General features: G+C 59.0%; 18 protein-coding genes. 7 read left to right on the top strand and 11 right to left on the bottom strand.

Going from position 1 to position 17,076, the window contains the following annotated elements; genetic code table 11:
* Positions 1-3: 3 nt before the first annotated feature.
* On the bottom strand, positions 4-1,182 hold the full coding sequence (locus Q1L34_RS11540) for an HlyD family secretion protein (protein WP_113991055.1): 1,179 nt from the start codon (positions 1,180-1,182) through the stop codon (positions 4-6).
* 24 nt (positions 1,183-1,206) lie between these two features.
* Entirely contained in the window at positions 1,207-1,662 is a 456-nt protein-coding gene (locus Q1L34_RS11535) for a MarR family transcriptional regulator (protein ID WP_015584227.1), read from the bottom strand.
* Between Q1L34_RS11535 and Q1L34_RS11530 the strand changes: the two genes are divergently transcribed.
* Positions 1,661-1,909 (top strand): hypothetical protein, encoded by a 249-nt coding sequence (locus Q1L34_RS11530; RefSeq protein WP_327204515.1) that lies wholly within the window; start codon positions 1,661-1,663, stop codon positions 1,907-1,909. The two genes, Q1L34_RS11535 and Q1L34_RS11530, sit on opposite strands and share 2 nt — an antisense overlap.
* 36 nt (positions 1,910-1,945) lie before the next feature.
* Entirely contained in the window at positions 1,946-3,565 is a 1,620-nt protein-coding gene (locus Q1L34_RS11525) for a mechanosensitive ion channel family protein (RefSeq protein WP_004862522.1), read from the top strand.
* Between the two features lie 41 nt (positions 3,566-3,606).
* Here the strand turns inward: Q1L34_RS11525 and pcaC are convergent, their stop codons facing one another.
* From pcaC to Q1L34_RS11495, 6 genes are read right to left on the bottom strand one after another with little or no spacing between them, the layout of a single operon-like run.
* The gene (gene pcaC, locus Q1L34_RS11520) at positions 3,607-3,996 is read right to left on the bottom strand and encodes a 4-carboxymuconolactone decarboxylase (protein WP_004862525.1); all 390 of its coding nucleotides are present in this window, start codon (positions 3,994-3,996) and stop codon (positions 3,607-3,609) included.
* A complete protein-coding gene (pcaD, locus tag Q1L34_RS11515) occupies positions 3,986-4,753 on the bottom strand; it encodes a 3-oxoadipate enol-lactonase (protein WP_032717526.1) in 768 nt (255 codons plus the stop codon). The genes pcaC and pcaD overlap by 11 nt, the downstream gene beginning before the upstream one ends.
* Entirely contained in the window at positions 4,743-6,095 is a 1,353-nt protein-coding gene (locus Q1L34_RS11510) for a 3-carboxy-cis,cis-muconate cycloisomerase (RefSeq protein ID WP_015584223.1), read from the bottom strand. The genes pcaD and Q1L34_RS11510 overlap by 11 nt, the downstream gene beginning before the upstream one ends.
* Before the next feature lie 9 nt (positions 6,096-6,104).
* Positions 6,105-7,307, bottom strand: a complete 1,203-nt coding sequence (gene pcaF / locus Q1L34_RS11505) for a 3-oxoadipyl-CoA thiolase (protein ID WP_015584222.1) — start codon at positions 7,305-7,307, stop codon at positions 6,105-6,107.
* A gap of 10 nt (positions 7,308-7,317) precedes the next feature.
* Positions 7,318-7,974, bottom strand: a complete 657-nt coding sequence (locus Q1L34_RS11500) for a 3-oxoacid CoA-transferase subunit B (protein WP_004862533.1) — start codon at positions 7,972-7,974, stop codon at positions 7,318-7,320.
* Between the two features lie 10 nt (positions 7,975-7,984).
* Positions 7,985-8,671: a 3-oxoacid CoA-transferase subunit A gene (locus Q1L34_RS11495; RefSeq protein ID WP_004862535.1), complete on the bottom strand. Its 687-nt coding sequence runs from the start codon at positions 8,669-8,671 to the stop codon at positions 7,985-7,987.
* A 167-nt stretch (positions 8,672-8,838) separates the two neighbouring features.
* Here Q1L34_RS11495 and Q1L34_RS11490 point away from each other — a divergent pair, with 167 nt between their 5' ends.
* A complete protein-coding gene (locus Q1L34_RS11490) occupies positions 8,839-9,645 on the top strand; it encodes an IclR family transcriptional regulator domain-containing protein (protein WP_004862537.1) in 807 nt (268 codons plus the stop codon).
* On the opposite strand, the gene smrA is transcribed toward Q1L34_RS11490, so the two are convergent.
* Positions 9,642-10,205, bottom strand: a complete 564-nt coding sequence (smrA, locus tag Q1L34_RS11485) for a DNA endonuclease SmrA (RefSeq protein WP_327204514.1) — start codon at positions 10,203-10,205, stop codon at positions 9,642-9,644. The two genes, Q1L34_RS11490 and smrA, sit on opposite strands and share 4 nt — an antisense overlap.
* 97 nt (positions 10,206-10,302) lie before the next feature.
* On the bottom strand, positions 10,303-11,214 hold the full coding sequence (locus Q1L34_RS11480; protein WP_015584221.1) for a LysR family transcriptional regulator: 912 nt from the start codon (positions 11,212-11,214) through the stop codon (positions 10,303-10,305).
* Between the two features lie 165 nt (positions 11,215-11,379).
* Here Q1L34_RS11480 and Q1L34_RS11475 point away from each other — a divergent pair, with 165 nt between their 5' ends.
* Genes Q1L34_RS11475 through abgT form a run of 3 tightly spaced genes read left to right on the top strand, consistent with a single transcriptional unit; the run spans position 11,380 to position 15,720 of the window.
* The gene (locus Q1L34_RS11475) at positions 11,380-12,690 is read left to right on the top strand and encodes a M20 family metallo-hydrolase (RefSeq protein WP_327204513.1); all 1,311 of its coding nucleotides are present in this window, start codon (positions 11,380-11,382) and stop codon (positions 12,688-12,690) included.
* Positions 12,690-14,135, top strand: coding sequence for a M20 family metallopeptidase (locus Q1L34_RS11470; protein WP_015584220.1), 1,446 nt, complete (start codon positions 12,690-12,692; stop codon positions 14,133-14,135). The genes Q1L34_RS11475 and Q1L34_RS11470 overlap by 1 nt, the downstream gene beginning before the upstream one ends.
* 58 nt (positions 14,136-14,193) lie before the next feature.
* A complete protein-coding gene (gene abgT / locus Q1L34_RS11465; RefSeq protein WP_004862546.1) occupies positions 14,194-15,720 on the top strand; it encodes a p-aminobenzoyl-glutamate transporter in 1,527 nt (508 codons plus the stop codon).
* A 353-nt stretch (positions 15,721-16,073) separates the two neighbouring features.
* On the opposite strand, the gene Q1L34_RS11460 is transcribed toward abgT, so the two are convergent.
* Positions 16,074-16,340, bottom strand: a complete 267-nt coding sequence (locus Q1L34_RS11460) for a hypothetical protein (RefSeq protein ID WP_004862550.1) — start codon at positions 16,338-16,340, stop codon at positions 16,074-16,076.
* A 137-nt stretch (positions 16,341-16,477) separates the two neighbouring features.
* Between Q1L34_RS11460 and ogt the strand changes: the two genes are divergently transcribed.
* Complete coding sequence (gene ogt / locus Q1L34_RS11455; RefSeq protein WP_004862553.1) at positions 16,478-16,993, top strand: methylated-DNA--[protein]-cysteine S-methyltransferase; 516 nt, start codon at positions 16,478-16,480, stop codon at positions 16,991-16,993.
* The last annotated feature ends 83 nt before the right edge of the window (positions 16,994-17,076 follow it).

Below are 17,076 nucleotides of genomic sequence, written 5' to 3'. Positions count from 1 at the left end.
CTCTTAACGGGCGCCGGCGGCTATCGTTTTGCTGTTGTCATGAAGGATTTTAGCCACCAGTTTGTCCGCTTCTGCCAGCGGGTTTTGATACACATCGGTGGTGAAACGCGGGCTGCTAACGGTTTGCTGCGGCAGCAGGTGCCCGTCAGCGTCGCGAATATCGACGCTAACGTTCATCGACAGGCCGACGCGCAGCGGGTTTTTCTGCATATCATGGGGATCGAGCACGATACGGACCGGCAGACGCTGGACAATTTTGATCCAGTTACCGCTGGCGTTCTGTGCCGGCAGCAGCGAGAAAGCGCTGCCGGTGCCAATACCCAGGCTCTCGATGGTGCCGTGATACTCAACATCATCGCCGTACAGATCCGCGCTGAGCGTGACTTTTTGTCCGAGGCGCATCCCCTTCATCTGGCTCTCTTTGAAGTTGGCATCCACCCAGACTTCGTTCAGCGGCACGATAGCCATCAGCGTCGTGCCGGAATCAACGCGCATGCCAAGCTGCACCGCCCGCTTCGCCACATAGCCGCTGACCGGAGCCACGATGGTGCTGCGGGAGTTGTCGAGATAGCGCTGACGGAAAGTGGCGACGGCACTTTTAATTTCCGGGTGGCTGTCGATTACGGTGTCATCCACCATGGCCATATTGGTGCGCAGCGCTTCCTGAGCGGCCAGAAGATCGCTTTGCGCGCTGGTGACCGCATCGCGGTAATGCGCCAGGTCTTCCGCGGCGATCGCCCCGCTCTGGAAGATTTTCTGCCGCCGCGCATAGTCGTTTTGCGCCGTTTGCAACGCCACTTTTTTTGCGGCGACCTGGGCGCGGTAGTTATCCGCGGTGCTGTACAGGCCGCGAACCTGGCGAACGGTATTCGCCAGACTGGCCTCCGCCTGCTGCAGCGCAATTTCGGTATCGCTGGGGTCGAGCAGCACCAGCGGCTGCCCCTTCTGCACGAAGTCGCCTTCATCCACCGTCACCTGAGTGACCGTACCGCCAATCTGCGGGGTGAGCGTCACCTGGTTACCATTGACATAGGCATCGTCGGTCGTTTCATAGTAGCGGGCGTACAGCAAATACCACGCCACCCCGCCTCCGGCGGCGAGAAGCAGAATAATCAATAAAATAATAAAGTTTCGTTTGCGCTTGCTGCCGCGCTCAGCCTGTTGTACCGCAGTGGTTTCCATCTTGTCAGGACCTTTTTGAATGCATTAGCGATGAGGGGCGACGATCTCGTCTGGCAACATTTTGGTCATCAGATCGACCAGCTGTCGGGATTCATCGGGAGTCAGTCGGGCGGTGAGTTCGCTGATGATCGACACCAGCGCTTCATTGACAAAGCGCTCGCAAATCAGCAGCCCTTTGTCGGTCAATGCCAGAATCACCTGGCGTTTATCCTGTGGATTTGGGGAGCGGCTGATCAGCTCACGCTTGACCATTCGATCCACCATTCGGCTCATGGCGCCGGCGTCCATGACCAGGTTTTTACTGATTTCGACCGGGCTGTTAAAGCCTTTATAAATACTGATCAGCACCTTGAACTGCGCGGCGGTAATGTCCATGCCGGAGAAGTGCTGGCTAATCAGCTGGTCCTTGAACTGGTTAGCCAGATGGATCAACAAACCTAAGTGAAATCTATTGTTAATAATACCCGGATGGTTATTCATGATATTTGCCTGGTCAGTAATTACAATTGAAACTACTGACCAGGCATCTATTTGTCAACGTAGTGTCAAGAAGATCGCACATTTTGTCAGCGCCAAGGCCACCGCTCAGTACATTATGACGCGGCCCCCGACGCCGTTTGCCGGCCTCATCCTCGATATTCGCGACCTGTCCGCCGCGCTTGTATTCGCTTATCGCTGGTCTATGCTCAAAGCAGGGCCTGGTCAGGGAGTGCCGTTGACCACCTGAAAAATAACGATAATTCTCTTTTTTTGGGTGCTGCATATGAACAAGATACAGGCGTTTTTTTTAGCCGCCCTCGCGCTATGCCTGGCGTTCCCCCTTTCGGCGGCAGAACCGCGCCAACAGCCCACAGAACGTGAACAGGCCCGTACGGTAAAAATTTTCCACCAGCCGATTGTGATGTTACAGGCGACCTTCGGCCAGACGACGCCCGAAGAGCGGGTGCTGCGGATTCGGAATACGCTACGTGCTTTTACCGAGGCGGATATCAGCCAGCCGCTGCAGGTTGTTCCGGTCACGCGCTACAACCTGCCGGGTCGTTTGTTCCTTATGAACGGTAAACCCATTATGTTGCTGAGCCAGGCCGACCTCGACGAAGGTGACGACCTGACCCTCGACCAGGCCAGCCAACGGGTTCTCGCCCGTATGGAGGCACAGCGCAGTGCGCTTCGGGAACAGTACAACACCCCCTACCTGGCGCTGGCGGTGGTTAAAGTGGTGGTCGGGGCGCTGCTGTTGGCCGCCTTTTATTACGTCGCCTGGCGCTCCTGGCGTCGGGTTCGCCGCTATTTTCTGCTGCAGATTCTGCAAAAGCGCGGCTGGATCCCCCAGAGCTGGCGGCGGTTTCTCGGCAATATCGAAACCAGACTCTATGCCCTGCTGATGGTCTTGCTTGGTACGGTGGCGCTCTATGCCTGGCTAAGCTGGGCCTTCGGCCTGTTCCCCTGGACGCGCGTGTGGAGCGAATCGCTGGGAGAGTGGTCGGTCCGCGTCCTGCAGGAGATTGCGCTGTCGATAGTCTCGGCGCTACCCGGCCTGCTGATTGTTCTGATTATCCTGCTGATCACCTGGTTTATTATCCGTCTGGTAAAACTGCTGCTCAGTCAGGTGGAAGCCGGTCGTCTGCAAATTCCGGGTCTGCATCCGGAAACGGTAGGCGCGACGCGTAAACTTATCTCGGTGGTCATCTGGCTGTTCGCCCTCTCCGCCGCTTACCCCTTTTTGCCTGGCGCCAACTCGCTGGCTTTTAAAGGCATTAGCGTCTTTTTCGGTCTGATGTTAACCCTGGGATCGGCGGGAGTCATGAACCATGCCATGAGCGGTCTGGTGCTGATTTACTCGCGCGCGCTGCGCAAAGGCGATGTGATTCGGATTGCCGATAATGAGGGTAAGGTCAGTGAAATTGGGATGCTGGCCACCAAAATCGTCACCCGGGAAAACTATATCGTGACGGTGCCAAACGCCGTAGTAGTCAGCGGAAAAATCACCAACCTCAGCGCCCAAAACAGCGAAGCCGGCCTTAACCTGACCACCGGCGTCACCATCGGCTACGACACGCCGTGGCGACAGGTTCAGGCGATGCTGGAACTGGCGGCCCGCCGCGCGCCGGGTATCGACCACCGTCAGCCGCCGCTGGTGCGTCAGCTTGGCCTGATGGACTGGTACGTCTCCTATGAGCTGCAGGTCCTGCTACTGGCGGAAACCTCGCTGGCCGACGGGCGTACCGCACTGCACAGCAATATTCAGGATGTATTTAATGAATTTGGCGTGCAGATCATGTCGCCGAACTTTGTCATGCAGCCGAAGGGAACCGTGATGGTGGCGAAAGAGGACTGGTACGCCGCGCCGGCGGCGCAAGACCCGCAGACAACAGAGGGATAAATCACGATGCTGGCCGGTAAAGACCGGCCAGCAGAGCCGCATCAGGCCGGTTTCCCGTCCAGCTCATCAAACACCTGCTGCGCAAGATGCATCGTGGCATTGGCAGCAGGCAGCCCGCAGTACAGCGCCGAGTGCATAATCAACTCTTTCAGCTCATCGCGGGTCACGCCATTATTAAACGCCGCGCGCAAATGCATTTTCAGCTCCGCTTCACGGTTCAGCGCAATCAGCATGGCGATAGTTATCATGCTGCGGGTATGGTGATCCAGCCCCGGTCGGGTCCAGGTTTCTCCCCACGCATAGCGGGTAATGAAATCCTGAAACTCGTCATTGAGCGGCGTCAGATTGTGCAGCGTGCGCTCGACATGGGCATCGCCCAGCACTTTGCGCCGAACGTTCATGCCCTGCTGGTAACGGGTTTTATCGTCCACGATCGCCCTCCTGCAAAAAAGCCAACAGCGCCGCGCTAAAGGCCCCCGGCGACTCGATGCTGGACAGATGTGAGGCGGAAACCACCACCACCTGCGACGCGGGGATCTGCTGATGTAAAAAATGCGCATCGGCAACGGTAGTGACAGGGTCACTTTCACCGGCAATAATCAGCGTCGGCACGCTAATTTGTCCGACTTCGCTGCGCAAATCGGCTGCCGCCAGCGCTTCGCAGCACTCGGCATACCCTTCGGCATTGCTATGGGTCAGCTGATGGCACAGCGCCTCAACCACCTCCGGCGCCTTCTGACGGAAGGCGTGCGTGAACCAGCGGTCCGCCGCACCGGCGGCCACCACGTCCATTCCCTCCTGGCGCACGGCACGCGAACGGGAAAGCCAGCTGGCCTGATCGCCAATCCGCGCCGCCGTGTTGGCCACCGCGATACCGTAGAAACGATCCGCGGCAAAACGCCCCAGCCATAGCCCGGTCAGGCCGCCCATCGAGATGCCGCAAAACCAGGCTTTGGCGATATTGAGATGATCGAGCAGCGCAATCACATCTTCCCCAAGCTGCGCCAGCGTGACCTTGCCCGACTTTTGGGTTTTACCATGGCCGTGGGTGTCATAGCGCAGCACGCGGAACCGTTGGGTTAAGGCCGCCATCTGCGGCTGCCACATTGCGCGGGTGGTCCCGAGCGAGTTAGAAAGCACAATGACCGGCGCGCCTTCCGGCCCGTCCAGCTGATAATCAAGGTTCATTACGTTGCTCCTTGTAACGCGCCACGACCTGGCGCACAAAACGTTCGGCGCTGCCGGTGGCCGTGGCCGGATCCAGCAGCTGCGTTAAACGGGGGGGCGAAAGATGCTGGCTGACCAGCGGGTCGTTCTCCAGCAACGCCTGCAGCGGGCGGGATTCGTCGATCGCCTGGCGGCACAGCGCCTCAATACGGTGATGGGCATCGGCTTTGCCAATAAACGCCGCCAGCGCCAGCGTCACCGCCTCGGCCATAATCAGTCCGTGGGTTATCTCCAGGTCGGCCCGCATTTTCTGCGGGAAGACCTGCATATCGCGAACCAGCGCATCGCTTTGCGCCAGTGCCCCACCCACCAGCATAATCAGCTCCGGGAGGGTCTCCCATTCCGCCTGCCAGCCGCCAAGGGCGCGTTCATGCTGCTGAATCTGGCCGGCGTAAAGCGTCGCCACCAGTCCAGGCGTGCGCTGGGCCGCGGTTAAAATCGCGCTACAGGCGATTGGGTTGCGTTTGTGCGGCATGGTCGACGATCCGCCGCGCCCTTCCGCAACCGGTTCGCTGACTTCCGCCACTTCGGTTTGCATCAGCAGGGAAAAATCGTTCGCAAATTTGCCCAGCGTGCCGCACAGTCCCGCAAACCAGGCCCCCACTTCCAGCAACCGGTCACGCTGACTGTGCCACGGCGTATCCGGCAGAGTCAGCCCGAGCAGGCTGGCCAGCGCCGCCGCAACCGGCGATGCATCGGCCTTTAGCGAATCCAGGGTACCCGCCGCGCCGCCAAACTGCAGCACCAGCACCCGCGGACGCATCTCCCGCAAACGCTGCTGCCAGCGCAGCAGCGCATCAAGCGTCCCCGCCAGCTTCAGGCCAAAGGTGACCGGCAGCGCGTGCTGCATCCAGGTACGACCGGGCATTACCGTGTTCTGATAGCGTTCAGCCTGGGTGGCGAAGCCGTCAATCAGCTGTTGCAACAGACGTTCCGTTTCGTCCAGCGCGCCGCGCAGCTGCAAGACCAGCCCGCTGTCGATGGCATCCTGGCTGGTCGCCCCCCAGTGAACGTAGCGTGCCGCACCGGCATCCTGCGTCTTCACCCGCGCGGTGAGCTGCTTCACCAGCGGAATCGCCAGGTTGCCCGCGCTGGCGGCAGCCAGCCCGAGGGCCGGAAAATCGATGGCCGAATGCTGGCAGGCGCTGACGATGGGGGCGACAGCATCCTGCGGCACGGTGCCGCAGGATGCCTGTGCGCGGACCAGCGCCGCTTCAAAATCCAGCATCCCCTGCACCCGCTGCGCATCGCTAAACCAGGCGGTCAGCGGACTGCTGCGCAGCATGGGGGTCAACAAACTCATGTTGGCTCCTTAAACACGTTCAATAATCAGCGCAATACCCTGGCCGACACCAATACACATGGTACACAGCGCATAGCGCCCACCGCTACGACGTAGCTGATACGCGGCGGTCATCGCCAGACGACCACCCGACGCCCCCAGAGGGTGGCCCAGCGCAATGGCGCCGCCGTTGGGATTGACGTGGGGCGCATCGTCGGCCAGCCCTAAATCGCGGGTCACCGCCAGCGCCTGCGCGGCGAACGCTTCATTCAATTCAATGACATCCATTTGCTCCAGCGTCAGCCCCGTTTGCGCCAGCACTTTACGTACCGCCGGAGCCGGACCGAAGCCCATAATACGTGGCGCCACGCCCGCCGTCGCCACGCCGACGACCCGGGCCAGGGGGTGCAGATCGTTGGCCGACAGCGCTGATTCGCTGGCCAACAGCAAGGCACAGGCGCCATCGTTCACCCCGGAGGCGTTCCCCGCGGTCACCGAACCGTCCGGACGCACCACCCCTTTGAGTTTCGCCAGCGCTTCCGCAGTCGTGCTACGCGGGTGTTCATCGCGAGTAAACAGCAGCGGGTCGCCTTTACGCTGTGCGATAGAGACCGCGATCAGCTCATCAGCAAACCGTCCGGCCTCCTGCGCCGCGGCGGTGCGCATCTGGCTGCGCAGCGCAAAGGCGTCCTGATCGGCACGCGAAACGGCAAAATCAGCGGCGACGTTCTCGGCGGTCTCCGGCATCGAGTCGACGCCGTACAGTTCTTTCATCCGGGCGTTGATAAAGCGCCAGCCGATCGTCGTATCTTCAATCTTCATGTTGCGGCTAAAGGCATTCTCCGCCTTACCCATCACAAACGGCGCGCGCGACATGCTCTCCACGCCGCCGGCGATCATCAGCTGAGTTTCGCCGCTTTTGATGGCCCGCGCTGCGACGCCGATCGCATCAAGACTGGAGCCGCACAGCCGGTTAATGGTGCTACCCGGCACCGTTTGCGGGAGTCCGGCCAGCAGCAGCGCCATACGGGCAACGTTGCGGTTATCTTCCCCGGCCTGGTTTGCGCAGCCGTAAATCACATCATCAATGCGCGCGGGATCGAGGCCCGGGTTGCGCTCCAGCAGCGCTTTCAGCGGCAGAGCGGCCAAATCATCGGCGCGCATTGTCGCCAGCGTACCAGCAAAACGCCCGAACGGTGTACGCACCGCATCACAGATAAATGCCTGATTCATCATAGGTTCCTTATGCGCTTTCCGCCAGATGTTCAAAGGTCAACGCCACCGGAGTGATGCGCTGCAGCTCCTCAAAAGAGAGGCCGTTGAAAATTTCTCGTACCACCGGACCGGCCGGGGTGATGTCAATGACCGCCAGGTCGGTGTAGATCCGGCTGACGCAGCCCACTCCGGTGAGCGGGTAGCTGCACTGTTCAACCAGCTTACACTCGCCGTCGCGGGTCAGGTGATCCATCATCACAAACACCTGACGTGCGCCGATGGCCAGATCCATCGCCCCTCCCACCGCCGGGATCGCGTCCGGTGCGCCGGTGCTCCAGTTGGCGAGATCGCCGCTGGCGGAGACCTGATACGCCCCGAGTACGCAAATGTCGAGGTGGCCGCCGCGCATCATGGCGAATGAGTCACCGTGATGGAAAAAGCAGCCGCCTTTGAGCAGGGTCACGTACTCTTTTCCGGCATTAATCAGCTCCGGATCTTCTTCACCCGGCTGCGGCTTACCCCCCATCCCCAGCAGGCCATTTTCACTGTGCAGAAAGACCTCTTTATCGCTCGGCAGATAGTTGGCGATACGGGTAGGTAAACCGATGCCCAGGTTGACATAGGCCCCTTCCGGGATATCGCGCGCCACTCGCTGGGCCATTTCATCGCGGGTTAGTTTTTGCATAGTTGGCTCCTCAGGCGCGTTGTGCGGTGGTCAGATGTTCCAGCGAGAACACACGCTGGACGAAAATCCCCGGGGTGATCACATTTTCCGGGTCAAGGTCGCCAAGACTCACCAGACGGGAGACTTCAACGATGGTGGTTTTTGCGGCGGTGGCCATAATGGGGCCGAAGTTGCGCGCCGCTTTGCGATACACCAGATTGCCCCAGCGGTCGGCCTGGTGCGCTTTGATCAGGGCAAAATCGGCCTTGATCGGGTATTCGAGGACGTAATGACGACCGTCGATTTCGCGGGTCTCTTTGCCTTCAGCCAGCGGCGTGCCGTAACCGGTCGGCGTAAATATCGCGCCCAGGCCGGCGCCGGCGGCCTGGATTCGCGCCGCGAGATTACCCTGCGGGACCAGTTCCAGCTCCACTTTGCCGCGGCGATAAAGATCGTCAAAAATCTGTGAGTCAACCTGGCGCGGGAAAGAACAGACCATCTTTCTCACGCGTCCGGCCTTCAGCAGTGCCGCCAGGCCAACTTCACCGTTGCCCGCATTGTTGTTGATAATGGTGAGGTCGCGGGCACCCTGTTCAATCAGGGCGTCAATCAGGTACGTTGGCTGACCGGCGGGACCAAAACCGCCGATCATGATGGTCGCCCCGTCGTGAATCCCGGCGATGGCATCACTTAGCGTCGACACGCTTTTATCAATCATCAGGTCGCTCCTTTACGTGCGGTAATCGCACTTTTATGCGTTGTTCGCACAAAATGTGACCCGCTTAACGATGTTGGTCAAGGGCGATAATCGAAATATGGTGCGATAATCGAACATCGTATATCTTTAGCGAAAGAATGTGATCGACGGCAAATATGGAGAAAAAAATGGAGAAGCATCCAGACGATTTACTGACGGGCGACAGCGATCCGTTTAAAGGCGATCCGAACTTTATGGCCTCGCTGGCCCGCGGGCTGGAAGTGATTCAGGCCTTCACCCCGCAGCGCCCGGTCCTGTCTATCTCGCAAATCAGCCAGAAGACCGGTATTCCGCGCGCGGCGGTGCGCCGCTGCCTGTACACGCTGGGGAAACTGGGATTCGTCTATGCGGAAGATGGCAAAAACTTCCAGCTGCGCCCGCGTATTCTGGCCCTCGGCCACGCGTGGCTAGCCTCCACGCCGCTGGCGCGTTCGGCGCAGCCTGTTCTTAAACACCTGAGTGAAATGCTGAACGAATCCTGCTCGATAGCCACCCTCGATGGCGACGATATTCTCTACATTGCCCGCGCCTCCAGTTCGCGGATTATGACCATCGATCTGGATATCGGCAGCCGCCTCCCGGCCTGGGCGACCTCGATGGGGCGCGTGCTGTTAAGCCATCTGCCGGAAGAGAAGCTGAACGATATGCTGGCGCGGGTGACGATGATTCGCTACACCCCGCAAACGGTGGATTCGGTGAACAAGCTGCGCGCGGAGCTGAAGCGCGTCCAGCAGCAGGGCTACGCGCTCAACGATCAGGAGCTGGAAATGGGACTGCGCTCGCTGGCGGTGCCTTTGTTCAACCCGCAGGGCCAGATACAGGCCGCGCTGAACGTCGGCGTGCATGCCGGGCAGGTCTCCACTCGCGACATGCTGGAACGGGTTCTACCCGAGCTGCAAAAAGCGGCTCGCGAGCTGACGCTGCTGCTGCGCTAGCGGCTGCGTTTGGCGTGGCGCTCCCAGTTCTCCTGTTTCGCCTCGGCGGATTTGCGCAACGCGACGTAACACGCTCCGCTGCCGCCATGCTGTGCCGAGGCCGCGCAGAACGCCTGTACCTCGGGCAGTTCGACCAGCCAGCGCGCCAGATAGCTACGCACGATATTAGCGTGCGCGTTATCTTCCCGCCCTTTTCCGTGGACGATCAGCAGATTGCGCAACCCCTCCTTTTGCGCCTGCACGACAAAGGCAAACAGCATTTGCCGGCACTGTTCGACCGGACGGCGCAACAGATTCAGGCTGGCCTGCTGGTCATATTTCCCCAGACGCAGCTTATCCAGCACACCGTTTTGCAGCCCGTCGCGTTTAAATTCCAGCGGCGTGGTCAGCGGCAGAATATCGAGATAGCCGGTAGTGAGAAAATTATCGAGCTGCAGGACATCAAGACGCTGCGTCGGGCGCGGGTTGCGTTCCGGATACCAATGAACGTCATTGCCGCGCTTCAGAGGCTGAACGTCCTCCATGGCGCCAAGAAATAGCGATTTGTCGTCAAGATTCATGTGCACTCCTCCGGCTGCTACCGGAGGCTACTATAGCCGCCGCGCCCCGCCGCCTCAATGCGTTTGTCGACAACCGGCGACAATTTGCCCTGCCGGCTCAGGCGGGAAACTGGTGGCGACTTTGTCGGCGAAACTGGGTAATCAGCGAGGCCGTTAACGGCGTCTGCCGCGAGTCGCGGCGCTGGATCAGATAATAGGTCGCTTTCGGTAACGTTTCGCTCACCTTGATCATCACCAGCTTGTCGGCAATCATCGGGTCGCTGCCCAGCTCAACCGGTAAGATACTCAGAAAATCACTCTGTACCACCAGACTGATGCAGGAAGAGAAGGTTTCGCACACGATGCCGACATGCGGGATCTGCGAACGGTGGCTAAACAGATCCTGCAGCTGCTTAAAGTAGCTGCCGCGCGGGGTTGGCATGGTCCAGCTGTAATGCAGCAGTTGTTCAATCGAGGTCGCCTGGGTTGCGGGATGCCCGGCGCGGGCGAAGACCGCAAACGGCTTTTCGAACAGTTTCTCAAAGCTGAATTCATGATCGTAAGGGCCGGGATAATAGGTATTGATGGTGAAATCGAGCTCCCCCTGCCGCAGTTCGTTGATCATCGACAGCAGCTGACCTTCCATGATACGCACCTTCACCAGCGGGTGCTGCTGATGAAAACGACAAATCACCGAGGGCATCAGCGAGCGCGCCACGCTGGCTCCAAGACCAATATTGATCTGCCCGGTCAACGCCCCCTGGCGCTGCAACAGATCTTCCTGCGCCGCCCGCAGCTCCTCAAGAATCAAACTGGCGTGCTGATAAAAACTTTCGCCATTCTCGGTTAACGATACCCCCTGGCTGCGGCGCACGAACAGCTGGGCGGACAGCCCCTCTTCCAGCTCTTTAATGGCCTTGGTCAAAGCCGGTTGCGATAACGCCAGCGTCCGGCTGGCACCGCGAATACTGCCCTGACGCGCCACTTCAACGAAGGCACGAATTTGGTGAAATTTAATCTGAAAAGACATCGCCGTAGTGATAACCATTGTTTATCAAACAGAAGAAAATGGCATCTACTGTAATGCAAAGCGTTGTGGCAACGTAAGAATGCGCTGCTGAAAAACCCATCAGCGATAAGTAAAAGCTATCACACCGTGAACCTCATCACATTTTTAAATATGACAGGACAGGTTATGCCGTTACTCAATGAATACATCCGTCAACTGCTGCCAGAGATGACGCAATGGCGTCGCGATTTACACCATTATGCCGAGTCCGGCTGGGTCGAGTTCCGCACCGCCAGTAAAGTTGCAGAGCAGTTGCATCAGCTGGGCTACGACCTGACCCTGGGCCGCGACGCGGTCGATGCCGATAGCCGGATGGGATTACCGGATGAGATCACCCTGGCCAACGCCTTTCAGCGCGCCCGTGAGCAAGGTGCGCCAGAACCGTGGTTGAACGCATTCGAAGGCGGCTTCACCGGTATCGTCGCCACGCTGGATACCGGGCGTCCCGGCCCCACTCTGGCCTTTCGGGTCGATATGGATGCCCTCGATCTGAATGAAGATACCGACGGCCACCACCGCCCGTTCCGCGAGGATTTTGCCTCCTGTAACCCTGGGATGATGCACGCCTGCGGACATGATGGTCATACGGCCATCGGCCTTGGCCTGGCCCACGTTCTGAAACAGTATGCCGATCGGCTGCACGGCGTGATCAAGCTGATTTTCCAGCCTGCGGAGGAAGGTACCCGCGGCGCGCGGGCAATGGTCGCCGCTGGCGTGGTGGATGATGTCGATTACTTTACCGCTATTCATATCGGTACCGGTGTCCCGGCCGGTACCGTGGTGTGCGGCAGCGATAACTTTATGGCGACCACTAAATTCGACGCGCTATTCACCGGCGTTGCGGCCCACGCCGGAGGTAAACCGGAAGACGGGCGTAATGCGCTGCTCGCCGCGGCGCAGGCGGCGATTGCTCTGCACGCCATCGCGCCGCATAGCGCCGGCGCATCGCGGGTCAATGTCGGCGTGATGCAGGCGGGCACCGGGCGGAACGTTGTCCCATCCGGCGCGCTCCTGAAGGTGGAAACCCGCGGCGAAACGGAAGACATTAACCGGTATGTGTTTGAACGCGCGCGGGAGGTTATCCACGGCGCTGCCGCGATGTACGGAGCCAGCGTCGAGCTGCGCCTGATGGGCGCGGCGACCTCCAGCGCACCGTCCCCGGCGTGGGTACACTATCTGCGCGAGCAGGCGGCACGGGTGCCCGGCGTGGAGCAGGCTATCGACCGTATTGCCGCCCCTGCCGGCTCAGAAGATGCCACCCTGATGATGGCCCGGGTTCAACAGCATAATGGCCTGGCCTCGTATATGGTTTTTGGCACGGAACTCAGCGCCGGTCACCACAACGAACAATTCGACTTTGATGAGAACGTGATGGCCATCGCCGTGGAAACTCTGGCCCTCACCGCGCTCAATTTCCCCTGGCAGCGAGGTGTGTAATGGAGGCCCTCTACCGCTACGTTGATGAGGTGATTACCGCCCGCGCCGGCGAGTTGACCGCTATCGCCGACGCCATCTGGGATCACCCGGAAACGCGCTTTGAGGAGTTCTGGTCAGCCGAAAGGCTGGCGCTCGCCCTTGAAGCAGAAGGTTTTGAGGTCTGCCGTGAGGCCGGCGGGATCCCCAACGCCTTTGTCGCCAGCTACGGCAGCGGAAAGCCGGTGATTGCCCTGCTGGGTGAATATGATGCGCTGGCCGGGCTTAGTCAGCAGGCGCAGTGCGCGTATCCTGCTGCCGCGACGCCTGGGGCGAACGGCCACGGCTGTGGTCACAACCTGCTGGGCACCGCCGCGCTGGCCGCCGCCATTGCCTGCCGGAGCTGGCTGGTGCAGCACGGCGGTTGCGGGACGATTCGTTTCTACGGCTGTCCGGGGGAAGAAGGCGGTTCCGGCAAAACGTTTATGGTGCGCGAAGGCATGTTTGACGATGTGGACGCCGCGCTGACCTGGCACCCGGAAGCCTACGCCGGCATGTTCAGCACCAGCACGCTGGCCAACATTCAGGCCGCGTGGCGTTTCAGCGGCACCGCGGCTCACGCCGCCAACTCGCCGCATCTGGGGCGCAGCGCGCTGGACGCCGTCACGCTGATGACCACCGGCACCAACTTCCTCAATGAGCACATTATTGAGAAAGCACGCGTCCATTATGCCATAACCGACAGCGGCGGCATTTCCCCCAACGTGGTACAGGCTCAGGCGGAGGTGCTCTATTTAATCCGCGCGCCGGAGATGGCGGATGCGCAGCAAATCTATGCCCGCATCGAGAAAATCGCCCAGGGCGCGGCGCTGATGACTGAAACGTCGGTCACCTGTCGTTTCGAGAAGGCCTGCTCCAGTTATTTACCTAATCGCACGCTGGAGGCGGCGATGTATCAGGCCGTGTGCCACTACGGTACACCGTCATGGAGCGAGGCGGATCGCGCGTTTGCCGACGACATTCGTGCCACGTTAAGCGAGAACGACCTCAACAACAGCCTGAGAAATATCGCCGGCACCGGCGGCGAAGAGGGCAAACGCTTCGCCCGTCGCCACCGGGAAACGGTGCTAATCGATGAAGTCGCCCCCTGGGCTGCGACGGATACTATCCTGGCGGGATCCACCGATGTGGGCGACGTCAGCTGGAAAACCCCGGTCGCCCAATGTTTCAGCCCCTGTTTTGCCGTCGGAACACCGCTGCATACCTGGCAACTGGTGAGCCAGGGCCGCACGGCCATCGCCCATAAGGGGATGCTGGTGGCCGGAAAAGTGCTCGGCGCCACGGCGATCCGCCTGCTCACCGATGGTGCGCTGCTGCAAGCCAGTCAACAAGAACTGGCGCAACAGCTGGCTGAAAAGCCATATCACTGCCCGATCCCGCAAGGCGTGACACCGTCACCTTTAAAATAAAAACAATCATTCACGCACTAAACACCACAACTAACACAACAACGACTGAGGAATGCCCATGAGTATGTCATCCATACCGTCGCCTTCCCCCAACGGGAAGCTGTACAGCTGGGTTGAAAAGATCGGTAACAAGGTTCCACACCCTTTTTTGCTGTTTATTTATCTTATCGTGGTGCTGGCGGTAGCCACCGCCGCGCTGTCGGCCTTTGGCGTGGCGGTGATCAACCCGACGGACGGCTCCACCGTGGTGGTCAAAAACCTGCTCAGCGTCGAAGGGTTACACTGGTTTTTGCCAAACGTCATCAAGAACTTCAGCGGGTTTGCACCGCTGGGGGCGATTCTGGCGCTGGTGCTCGGCGCTGGACTTGCTGAGCGGGTGGGACTGCTGCCGGCGCTGATGGCCAAAATGGCCTCGCACGTCAGCGCGCGCTACGCCAGCTATATGGTGCTGTTTATCGCCTTTTTTAGCCACATCTCATCCGACGCCGCTCTGGTGATTATGCCGCCGCTAGGCGCCCTGATGTTTCTCGCCGTTGGCCGCCACCCGGTCGCGGGCTTACTGGCGGCGATTGCCGGCGTCGGCTGTGGGTTCACCGCTAATTTGCTGATTGTCACGACCGATGTGCTGCTCTCGGGCATCAGTACCGAGGCGGCAAAAACACTGGATGGCTCGCTGCATGTCAGCGTTATCGACAACTGGTATTTCATGGCCAGTTCGGTCATCGTTCTGACCCTGGTTGGGGGGCTTATCACCGATAAGTTGATTGAACCGCGGCTGGGAAGCTGGGAAGGCCGCAGCGAGGACAGACTTGAGGCGCTGACGGCGGAGCAACGCTTCGGGCTGCGGGTTGCCGGTATCGCGTCATTGGTTTTTATCGCTCTGGTCGCCATCATGGTCGTGCCGCAGAACGGTATTCTGCGCGATCCGGTCAGCCATACGGTGATGCCCTCTCCCTTTATTAAAGGCATTGTGCCGCTGATTATTTTTTTCTTCTGCTTCGTCTCGCTGGCCTACGGTATTGCCACCGGGAAAATTCGTCGTCAGGCGGATTTGCCGCCGTTAATGATCGAACCGATGAAAGAGATGGCCGGGTTTATCGTCATGGTGTTCCCGCTGGCCCAGTTTGTTGCCATTTTTAACTGGAGCAATATGGGTAAATTTATGGCCGTGGGGCTGACTGATTTGCTGGAGCAGGCGGGAATGAGCGGAGTACCGGCTTTTGTTGGCCTGGCGCTACTGTCGGCATTTCTCTGTATGTTTATCGCCAGCGGCTCGGCAATCTGGTCCATTCTGGCGCCGATCTTTGTGCCGATGTTTATGCTGCTCGGGTTTCATCCGGCCTTTGCCCAGATACTGTTCCGCATCGCGGATTCGTCGGTCCTGCCGCTGGCGCCGGTATCGCCGTTTGTCCCGCTGTTTCTTGGCTTCCTGCAACGCTATCGCTCAGATGCGAAACTCGGTACTTATTATTCACTCGTCCTGCCCTATCCTCTGATATTCCTCGTCGTGTGGCTTCTGATGCTGGTGATATGGTACTGGCTGGGTTTACCCATCGGCCCGGGAATTTACCCGCGCCTGTCCTGATAAAACCGGGTGGCCAGAGCCTGGTCACCCTCCGCTGCGCGCGTGACGACACGCATCATCGCGTGATCGCGTGGAGAGAAGCGTTCATCTCCAGACTTTTTATAATATCAGCCTTGTCGTCTGCGCCGCATTTTTCGTCACCCGAGGTTGTCCTGCGACATTCTTAAAGATGCCGTTTTTTTAAATGCATCTCTTTCAGCATCTTATATACCGACTCAATCGCAAGAGAGACAGCGTTTAACAATAAACCACTGATAATCAAGATTAAAAGTCCTGTCAGCATATATTGCATATCGATACCTCTAATGGTTATAAAAAAAAGCCAACACCGGGGTGCTGGCAAAATAATTGACTCAAGGAATGCCTGTATATTTATTCGCGGCGCCGGGTGCCTCCCGATGAATTAGCCAGTTCTTACTAATCCGCGTGCGTATGACAAACTGCAGAGAAAAATGAACTGAACGCTCCTCCGCACAGGGGAATTCGCCGCCGAATAAAAGTAACAAAAACCCGTCACACCCGCGCGGCGTAATTAATACAAAAATAAACATCACCGCAGACGGTATCTCCGCGGTTTTATCCGTCTCAGCAGCCGTATGCAGATTGAAATCGCGCGTCATTTCTTCCCCCGGTTCCCGGCCTTTATCCGCACAGCGGTGGATTATCTTTCAGGAGTATAGTTGGCGGAACGGCGTGCGTGATATCTTGTCAATATCACGCAATAGTTATCTTGCTAATCAGGTAACAAGGAGAAATGATGCTGGTACTGCTTCAGGACAAAATCGACACCCCGCTGGGGCCGTTATGGATTCTTTGCGACGAGCAGTTTCGCCTGCGCGCCGTGGAGTGGGACGAGCATAGCGACCGTATGACGCAACTGCTTGATCTGCATTATCGTCATGAAGGTTATCAACGCATCGATGCCCGCGATCCCGGCGGACTGAGTCGCCAACTTGACGCCTACTTCGCCGGCGATCTCAGCGTCATTGAGACGCTGCCGACGGCAACGGCAGGCACCCCCTTTCAGCGTGAAGTCTGGCAAGCCCTGCGCACTATTCCCTGCGGTCAGGTGATGCATTACGGCCAGCTGGCGGAAACGCTGGGGCGTCCTGGCGCGGCGCGTGCGGTCGGCGCGGCCAACGGTTCAAACCCGGTCAGCATTGTCGTGCCCTGCCACCGCGTGATTGGACGAAATGGCACCATGACCGGCTATGCCGGCGGCGTGCAGCGGAAAGAGTGGTTATTGCGCCATGAGGGGTATCTGCTGCTTTAACGCTACGTGCCTTTTATCGGAAGCATCAGGTAACTTTACAATATGCTTCCGACCAACATTGCATTGGTTATCAATGAGATAAA

This window comes from Klebsiella ornithinolytica, from assembly GCF_030505655.1.
In the GTDB taxonomy this organism is placed as follows: domain Bacteria; phylum Pseudomonadota; class Gammaproteobacteria; order Enterobacterales; family Enterobacteriaceae; genus Klebsiella; species Klebsiella ornithinolytica.
The sequence above is the reverse complement of the archived record's forward strand: the minus strand, read 5'-3'. Positions and strand labels throughout refer to the sequence as shown.